Here is a 7,207-nt window from a genome sequence, read left to right as displayed (position 1 = left end):
TTGGCCGCGTCGTCGTGACACAGGGCCGGCGCTCACTTGGATTACCGGGAGCGCGCCGCCCGGCTCAGGGCGCCAGCGCGCTGTCGTGCGGGTTGTGCGCGACCTCCCACAGCACGCCGTCCGGGTCGGCGAAGTAGCCGGAGCAGCCGCCCCAGGTGCGCTCCGCAGCCTCGGTGACCAACGGCGCGCCGGCTGGAGGCGCACGTCGAGCCCCGGTCCGGTCAGGGCGCGAGCGAGGTTCTGAGCGGATTGATCGGGGCTGGGCGGGTCGTTACGCCTCGAACCGGTCCAGGAGGGTGTCGAGGTTCACGCGCAGAGTGGCTCGCTGCGCGTCGACCCAGGTACCGCTCATGCCGCGGGGCGTCATCTCGACGGTCATCAGCGCGGCGAAGTACAGGCGGCACAGGTCGAGCCTGACGTGATCGCGCTCGACGTCGAGTGGTGGTGGTGCGCCGTTGCCGAGTGCTGAGACCTCGGCGTTGTAGCCGGCCAGAAGGTCAGGGTTTACCGTCCCGATGTGGGTCTGGTCGCATCCGGCGATGTCGAGCAGCGGGTCGCCCCACACGGCTCGCTCGGGGTCGATGCGCCCGCACACCTGGCGGTCGGCGTTGAGGAAGACGTTCCCGGGCCAGACGTCCGTGTGGATGAGGCGCGGTGCTTCAACGGTGCTCAGGTTGGCCTCGTGTCGATGGATCGCATCCCGGATCCTGTCGGCAGGGACGTCAACGCCGAACCGCACCGCGTCGGCCAGCACCGCGTCCATCATCACGGTGAATGCTTCGGGCCATGTGTCTCCCGTGAGGTTGGACTCGGCTGCCGGGTAGCCGCAGCGAGGCCCGGTGATCGTGTGCAGCCGTGCGAGGATCGCGCCGATGCTGCGGCGCACCCCGGCGCGCTGGCCGTCGTCCAGCCGTACGTGGTCCCACAGTTCACCGTCGAGGAACTCGGCGACCAGCACGGTTCCGTCGACCACGGCGCGGCTGGTGTCGTGATGAGCGCGCGAGGCATGGGCAGGCCGGGAGTGTTCGCGGCCAGTCTGTACACGAGCCTCCGTCCCGTGAATGCCCCGCTCGTATCGCATCAGGTGCTCGGTGTCGTCCGACGCGACCTTCGCGACGACCTGGCTCTCTGGCCCGACTGCTGGCTCAAGCACGACGGCGAACGCCGAGGCGAACAGCCCCCATCAAGGCGGCGATAGGACGAGAGCGTTCCGACGGGAGTGCTGTGAGTGCCTGGTGGAATCGCTCGTCGCGTCGGGCCTGTTCTCCTTCGTGAACGAGAGCAGAGTGATCGTCCAGGGCACGGTTATGTCGAACGACGAGAGCACCACCACGATCGCGGTCGACGCAACCGACCCGCTGTCGGTCCCCTTCGGCGCGCCGGGATTCGCGGTACGTGACGTCGTGGGTGACGTGGTCAGGGAGCACTACGACGGCACGGTCCGTGAGTCGCACCCGTGCCAGGTCACGGCGGTCGCATGGACGGTGGATCCTCGGGAGGACTGGCAGCCGCCACACTCACGAGGATCCGGCCGTCGGGGGGAGCATCGCCGGCCCCGGCCTTGTCGTCACGACCCCGATGTGGCATCGTTCCCAGATCGATCTGCACGCTGAGGACGGAGTCACATGATCGAGCTGGGAGCGGTCGCCGACGACCTGACCGGAGCCACGGATCTCGCGCTGATGCTGACGTCCGCCGGCTACCGGACCCTGGTGGTGGTCGGGACGCACTGGCCAAGCCATCCCGAGGCCGACGACGTCGACGCGATCGTCGTGGCACTCAAGTCGAGGACCGCTCCGGTTGCCGACGCGGTCCGCGACTCCGTGGCGGCGACCGACCGGCTGCGTGCCCTCGGCGCCACCCGTGTCTACGTCAAGTACTGCTCGACCTTCGACTCGACGCCCGAGGGGAACATCGGCCCTGTCGTCAGCGCGGTGCTCGCCCGGTGCGGTGCGCCGCTCACCGTCGTCGTGCCCTCGTTCCCGGCAACCGGCCGGACCGTCTACCAAGGGCATCTGTTCGTCCGGGACCGGTTGCTTGAGCGCAGCTCGATGCGCGACCACCCGCTCACGCCGATGCGGGACTCCGACGTCGTGAGCGTGCTGCAGGCTCAGACACCGGACACGGTGGGCCTCGTCCCGCTCGACGTCGTCCGCTCGGGTCCCGACGCTGTGCGGGCCGCCGTGGCGGAGAACACCCTCGCGGTCGGGTCCGGCGGCCGCGCGCGACTCGTCGTCGTCGACGCGACCGAGGACGCCGATCTCGCGGTGATCGCCGCGGCGACCTCAGACCTGCCCCTTCTGACAGGGGGCAGCGCGCTCGCCGCCCACCTGCCGCCACCCGCGTCGCTGGGCGCGTCCCCCGCGCAGGGCAGCGCGACGCTCGCGCCGGATGGAACGGCGTCGGTGCGCAGCGAGGCGACGCGGTTCGTCGGCGACGTAGCACCCGCGCTACGCGAGCCCGATGCCGGTGACCGGTCCGGCCTCGTCCGCCCCCTGGAGCGGTCCGTGCTGCACCGTGCCGGGCCCCGCGTCGTCCTGTCGGGCAGCGCCTCGGCGACGACCTGTCGGCAGGTTCAGGCGGCACTGGATGCGGGGACGGGAACGCGTGTGATCGCCGACGTCGTCCGCACCCCCTTGGGACGAGAGACGTTCATCGAGCGGATGGTCAGGACCGCGCTGCACACTTCCGGGCTCCACGTCGTTTACACGGTGGGGGACGCGTCCCACCTGGGGCACCCCGCGGATGCCGACCTGCTCGAGTTGGTGCTGGCGGAGATCGCGGTGCGCCTGGCCGATGCCGGAGTCGACCGTCTGGTCGTGGCTGGGGGAGAGACGTCGGGCGCCGTCATCGGGGCGCTCGGGGTGCGCACGCTCCGACTGTTCCCCGCGCTGTCGCCCGGAGTCGGGTGGGCCCGCGCGACCCGTGAGGACGGCAGCACGATCGACCTGGTGCTCAAGTCGGGCAACTTCGGAACCGACGACCTGTTCGTCTCGGCGTGGGATCGGGCACCCGAGGCGCGGGAACCTGGGAAGCACGAACCTATGGAGACCGCATGAGGCCCCTCGACCCGGCGACCCGGGACCTGCTAGCGAACTCGTTGTGCGACGTCGGTCGCCGTGCCGTGGCGATGAACTTGAGCCCGGGCGCGTCCGGGAACCTCTCGGTGCGTGACGGCGCGACGATGCTGATGACCCCGAGCGGCGTCGGCCTCGGGGAGCTGAGCCCGGCGCGCTTGGCCGCCCTCGACGCACGGAGCGGCGAGCCCGCCAAGCAGCAGCCGGGCGTGCGCCCCTCCAAGGAGGTGCCGTTGCACACGGCGCTGTACCGGCGGTTCCCCGAGGCCGCGGCGGTGGTCCACCTGCACTCGCCGCAGGCAGTGGCGTACGCGTGTAAGCAGCCGTGGTCGAGCGTGTCGGCGATCCCGCCACTGACTCCGTACCTCGTCATGCGCGTCGGTCGCGTGCCGCTCGCGCCCTACGGCACGCCTGGGACCGACCGCCTCGCAGCCAGCCTCGACGAGGTACCGGGGCAGTTCCGGGCCGTGCTGCTCGCGCATCACGGCCTGCTCGCCTGGGGCACCACCCTGGACGGCGCGCTGGACGCCGCCGTCGAGGTCGAGGAAGCCGCCCGGACCGCGCTGCTCGCCGGGCCCGATGCTCAGCCGCTGCCCACTCCCGAGGTGACCGCGCTGGCTCAGCAGTACGGCACCACGTGGTAGCGCTGGTGACGAGGCAGAAGCCGGCGGTGCGAGGGTGCGGTGCCGTACGCCTCGGTTCACGTCCAGCGCACGGTGTCGGGAACGACGTCGTCCCGGAGGAGTTCCGCCACCTGGTGGTCCGATGACGGAGCCCCGAACCAACATCCTGATCGTGCAGGCCGACCAGACGGTGCCGTTCTTGACCAGCTCCTATGGCGACCCGGTGGCGTCGACTGGGTTCCTGAGCTCGGGCCGGACGGACGGTTCCCCGCCGGCGGGCACGCCCGGCACCACGCGCCGCTCGATCCTGGCGTGCGGTCCTGGACGATGCGCATTGCCTACGACGAGGAGGCGCAGCTCCGCGCCCGGCACTTCCCGCTCGACCGCGCGATCAGGCGCCCGGGCACCCCGGCTGCTAGGCCGTTCTGCCTCTACGTCTCCCACCATCACCCGCACGACCCGTTCCACGTCACCCAGCGGGACCGGGACCTCTACGCGGAGGTGGACATCCCGTTGTCCGACCCGCCGGCGCGCGGTGACATCGCCCGGTCGGTCATGGACGACTGGGCCGACGACGCCCACGAGACCGCGAGGTACGCCCTCGGCGACCCCGGGAACCGCCGGATGACCTGCCGCGCCTACGCGGCGCTGACCATGGTGGACCGCTGGATCGGCGAGCTGGTCGACGCTCCAGGAGCCACGGGTGAGCTCGAGAACACGCTCATCATGTTCACCGCCGATCACGGCGACATGATGACCGAGCGCGGCATGGTCCATAAGCGGTGCTTCTACGAGTGGTCGGTGCGCGTCCCCCTCATCGCCCGGTTCCCGGGCGCCGAGCACGCCGGTCTGCGCGTCCCGGCCCCGGTCTCGCTCATCGACCTGTTCCCCACGGTGCTCGACGTCGCGGGCGTCCCCGCCGAGCGCCGCACGCCCGTCGACGGAGACAGCCTGCTCCCCGTCGTCGCGCGCGCCGTCCGCGCCCGCGACGCGGCGGAGGCCGATGTCGCCGACCGTCCCGTGTTCTCCGAGTACCACCTGGAGAAGGTCCACGCTCCTTGCTTCATGGTCCGTCGCGGCCGGTACAGGTACGTCCTCGTCCACGGCCACGACGAGCAGCTCTTCGACCTTGAGGCCGACCCCGGCGAGGCCACCGACCTCGCCACCGTGCCGAGGTTTGCACAGGTGCGCGACGCCTTGAGGGCGCTCGTCCACGACCGTTTCGACGTGGCGAGGATCGAGGCCGAGAGCTGGGCGAGCGTCGCGAAGCGCGTCGTCGTGCGTGACGCGATGCGGGCCAACGACACCCACCGGGACTACGAACCCCGGTTCGACCCGACCATCCGGTTCGTCTGCTGACCCTTCCTTGACCCACCGACCCCTGACCATGCAAAGGACGCCCCTGTGACCCGCGAGATCCACGTTGCCACCGCCGGCTCCGACGTCGCCCCCGGAACCCCCGAGGCGCCGCTGCGCACCATCAACCGGGCGGCGCAGCTCGCCCAGCCCGGCGACAGCGTCGTCGTGCACGCGGGCACCTATCGCGAGTGGGTCAAGCCCGCCCGCGGTGGTCTCGACGACGCACGCCGCATCACCTACCGGCCGGCCGACGGCCAGCACGTGCTCATCACGGGCGCAGAGCGCGTCACCACCTGGGAGAACGTGGGCGGCACCGTGTGGCGCGCCGTTCTGCCCAACGCGATGTTCGGGGACTTCAACCCCTACCGCGAGGAGGTCCGCGGTGACTGGCTGGAGCAGCCGGTGCCCGGCGTCGAACCGCCCAAGCACCTCGGCGATGTCTGGCTGGACGGCCGCAGCTTCTACGAAGTTGCGACCCCTGCCGAGGTGACCAGCCCGCAGCGCCGCGACACCCACATGGACATCCCCACGGGTCACATCGTGCCGACGCACGAGCCCGAGTGGACCACGCGAGTGTGGACGGCCGAGGTAGGCGACGACGCGACCACGATCTGGGCGAACTTCCAGGGCGCCGAACCCAACACCGCGCTCACGGAGGTCTCCGTGCGGCGCTCGGTGTTCCTCCCGGAGGGGCCTGGCATCAACTTCGTCACCGTGCGTGGGTTCGAGTTGGCGCAAGCGGCGACCCCGTGGGCGCCGCCCACGGCCGACCAGCCCGGTCTGATCGGCCCGAACTGGGCCAAGGGCTGGGTCATTGAGGACAACCTGATCTGGGGTGCGAAGAACGTCGCCGTCTCGCTCGGCAAGGAGGCGACCACTGGCAACAACCACGCCACCGACCGTGGCGACAAGCCGGGGTACCAGTACCAGATCGAGTCGGTATTCGAGGGGCTGCGGTTCGGTTGGTCGAAGGAGACGGTGGGTGGCCACGTCGTGCGCCGCAATACGATCCGCGACTGCGAGCAGGCGGGCATCGTCGGCCACATGGGCTGCGCGTTCTCCCTCATCGAGGGCAACCACATCTACCGCATCGGCCTCAAGCGTGAGTTCTTCGGGCACGAGATCGCGGGCATCAAGTTCCATGCGGCGATCGACACCCAGATCGTCCACAACCGCATCCACGACACCCCGCTCGGGGTGTGGCTCGACTGGCAGACACAGGGCACGCGGATCTCGCGCAACCTCCTGTACCGCAACATGCGGGACCTGTTCATCGAGGTGTCCCACGGACCTTTCACCGTCGACCACAACGTCCTCGCGTCCCGGTGCTCGCTGGAACTGGTGTGCCAGGGCGGCGCGTTCGTGAACAACCTCGTCGCCGGGTGCGTGCGGCTCCAGCCGACCCTCGACCGTTCCACGCCCTACCACCTCCCGCACTCGACGCAGGTGGCGGGCTTCGGCCTGGTCGCCGGGGGCGACGACCGCTGGACCGGCAACCTGTTCTTCGGCGGGAAGGTCACCGACGCCTACGACCCTATCCGCATCGGCCCGCTGTCCGAGCGCGGCTTCGGCACCCACGTTTACGACCACAAGTACCCCTCGTCCTGGCAGGGGTACGTCGACTCCCTCGACCCTGCCCTTGGCGACCACCTCCAGTTCCACGGCGTCTGCCAGGCCGCCTATGTGTGGGACAACGCGTACGTGTCCGGCGCCCGGCCGTTCGCCGCGGAGGTCGGTGCCGTGGTTGCTGACGACGAGGCGGCCGCGTCGCTCGACGTCGTCGAGCCGGACGGCGACGACGCCGGAGCGGTCTACCTGGACCTGCGCCTGCCCGCTGCGGTGACCGCCGCACGAACCGCCGTGGTCACCGGTGCCGACCTGCCGGCCGTCCGGCTGGTGGCGGCCGGCTTCGAGGAGCCCGACGGCTCGCCGGTCCGGTGCGACACCGACCTGGTCGGTGCCTCGAAGGTGGCGGGCCGGACCTACGCCGTCGGTCCGGTCTCGGCCCTGTCCGTGGCACCTGAGGACGCCCCGATACGGGTCCGGGTCTGGTAGCCGTCGGGACTGCGGCGGGTCCGTCGTCGGACACGAGCGGTACGTCCGCAGTCAGACGCTCGCCGCGCGTCGGACGGCGGGCACGGAAACGCG

At 70.8% G+C, this 7,207-nt stretch carries 5 protein-coding genes; 4 read left to right on the top strand and 1 reads right to left on the bottom strand.

Features of this window, described 5'->3' with window-relative positions; translation table 11 throughout:
• Window positions 1–271: 271 nt before the first annotated feature.
• A complete protein-coding gene (locus ET471_RS17805) occupies window positions 272–1,153 on the bottom strand; it encodes a phosphotransferase family protein (protein ID WP_129190568.1) in 882 nt (293 codons plus the stop codon).
• A 472-nt stretch (window positions 1,154–1,625) separates the two neighbouring features.
• On the opposite strand from ET471_RS17805, the gene ET471_RS17800 reads away from it, so the two are divergent.
• The 4 genes from ET471_RS17800 to ET471_RS17785 all read left to right on the top strand — a co-directional run bounded on the left by ET471_RS17800 (window position 1,626) and on the right by ET471_RS17785 (window position 7,114).
• On the top strand, window positions 1,626–3,059 hold the full coding sequence (locus tag ET471_RS17800; protein ID WP_129190566.1) for a four-carbon acid sugar kinase family protein: 1,434 nt from the start codon (window positions 1,626–1,628) through the stop codon (window positions 3,057–3,059).
• Window positions 3,056–3,721 (top strand): class II aldolase/adducin family protein, encoded by a 666-nt coding sequence (locus ET471_RS17795; RefSeq protein ID WP_129190564.1) that lies wholly within the window; start codon window positions 3,056–3,058, stop codon window positions 3,719–3,721. Before ET471_RS17800 ends, ET471_RS17795 begins: the two co-directional genes overlap by 4 nt.
• A gap of 306 nt (window positions 3,722–4,027) precedes the next feature.
• The gene (locus tag ET471_RS17790; RefSeq protein ID WP_129190562.1) at window positions 4,028–5,059 is read left to right on the top strand and encodes a sulfatase-like hydrolase/transferase; all 1,032 of its coding nucleotides are present in this window, start codon (window positions 4,028–4,030) and stop codon (window positions 5,057–5,059) included.
• A gap of 45 nt (window positions 5,060–5,104) precedes the next feature.
• Window positions 5,105–7,114: a right-handed parallel beta-helix repeat-containing protein gene (locus ET471_RS17785; protein ID WP_129190560.1), complete on the top strand. Its 2,010-nt coding sequence runs from the start codon at window positions 5,105–5,107 to the stop codon at window positions 7,112–7,114.
• The last annotated feature ends 93 nt before the right edge of the window (window positions 7,115–7,207 follow it).

This window comes from Xylanimonas protaetiae (genome assembly GCF_004135385.1).
Classification (GTDB): Bacteria; Actinomycetota; Actinomycetes; order Actinomycetales; family Cellulomonadaceae; genus Xylanimonas; species Xylanimonas protaetiae.
The sequence above is the reverse complement of the archived record's forward strand: the minus strand, read 5'-3'. Positions and strand labels throughout refer to the sequence as shown.

Bases quoted from the DNA above. Each gene is read 5' to 3' on its own strand.
- ET471_RS17790 (WP_129190562.1), top strand. From the start codon at position 4,028: ATGCGCATTGCCTACGACGAGGAGGCGCAGCTCCGCGCCCGGCACTTC.
- ET471_RS17800 (WP_129190566.1), top strand. From the start codon at position 1,626: ATGATCGAGCTGGGAGCGGTCGCCGACGACCTGACCGGAGCCACGGAT.
- ET471_RS17795 (WP_129190564.1), top strand. From the start codon at position 3,056: ATGAGGCCCCTCGACCCGGCGACCCGGGACCTGCTAGCGAACTCGTTG.